This is a genomic window from Corynebacterium sp. 20-84 (assembly GCF_053479455.1).
Genome location: NZ_JBRBCB010000022.1, coordinates 1 through 1,447, shown reverse-complemented (window position 1 = coordinate 1,447; position 1,447 = coordinate 1). Strand labels below are relative to the sequence as shown.

Sequence of the window (1,447 nt, the reverse complement as noted above, 5' to 3'; positions counted from 1 at the left end):
GGGGATGCGGACGGAATCTTGGAGGATTCCATTATGAACCGCTCATACACCAAGGAGCAGCGACGCAGAGCTCTCCAGGTTTACAAACGCACTCAATCTGTGACCAAGACCGTCCGTGAACTTGGTTATCCAGGGCGATGGACGCTTTACAAATGGTTGCGTGAACCCGCCAAACCTGGTCGCCCCCGCAAACAGTCAAAAACATTGACCCGCTACCCGTTTGAGGTCAAGCTTCGTGCTGTTGAGCTCTTCAACGCGGGCTGGAGGCCAGCCGACATCGCTGTGGAATGCGAGCTGCGCTCAAAGATGAGCGTCTATTCCTGGGCACAACGCTACCGTGAAGAGGGAGAATGGGGTTTGATGTCGAAAAGAGAACGCAAAGAGCACACTCGCATGCCCACCCGAGCAGCATTCGAGAAATCATTAGCCGATGACCCTGCAGAACTGAAAAAGCAGATGGCTCAACTGCTCGTTGACAAGGCTGTTTTGGAAAAGGAGCTGGAACTTGTAAAAAAAGACGTCAGCGTCATCCCGGGTCAGCTCAGCAATAAGCACAAAGCTGAAGTGGTTGACGCGTTACGCGGCGAGTTTCCGTTATCTATGCTGCTTGCTGCTATTGATCTTGCGGCATCAAGCTTCTACTACCAGCTCCAACAGCGATTTGCTCCGGATAAGCACGCGCATATCCGCGAGATGCTTCATGAGATCAGTTCTGAGTCGAATAACACCTACGGCTATCGCCGACTTTGGTGGGAACTGCGCCATCGCGGGATCGTTATCAGTGAGAAGGTCGTCCGCCGTCTCATGCACGAAGAGGGAATTCGACCCTGGTTCCCGAAACGTAAATGGCGTTACTCCAGCTATCAGGGGGAAATTTCTCCCGCACCACCTAACCTGGTAAACCGCAATTTTCATGCTGAGTATCCAAACCGGTTGTGGCTGACTGACATCAGCGTTTTCGCTACTAACCAAGGTCGCGTGTACCTGTCTGCCATCATCGACTGTTTTGACGGCAAGGTCGTGGCAGCAAAAACAAGTGTTCATCCCACCATGGAGTTAGCAGAGGAAACTTTGCACGCAGCAATCGCAACCGAAAAGCCCGCAATGGATGGATCCTTGGTGATTCACTCAGACCGCGGAGCACATTACCGAGGCAGCAGCTGGCGAAGCATGACCGCGAAGTTCGGAATAGTTCGCTCGATGTCGAAGAAAGGCTGTAGCCCCGACAATGCAGCATGTGAGGGGTTCTTCGGCCGGATGAAAAACGAAATGTACTACGGCAGAACCTGGCAGAACCCCCAAGAGCTCAAAGAAGCAATCGCGACATACATCGAGTTCTATAACAATCACCGAATCAAGATCAGCCTCGATGGCTTGAGCATTGCCGAATATCGAAAAGTCAATGTAGCGTGAGATCGAAACTGTCTAACAAAACGTCCGCACCCCG

The 1,447-nt window shown here is 52.2% G+C and carries 1 protein-coding gene; it reads left to right on the top strand.

Annotated features, from left to right (window positions below):
* On the top strand, positions 1 to 1,413 hold a 1,413-nt coding region (locus ACUY2Y_RS11645), incomplete at its 5' end, for an IS3 family transposase (RefSeq protein WP_448326644.1).
* Between the last annotated feature and the right edge of the window lie 34 nt (positions 1,414 to 1,447).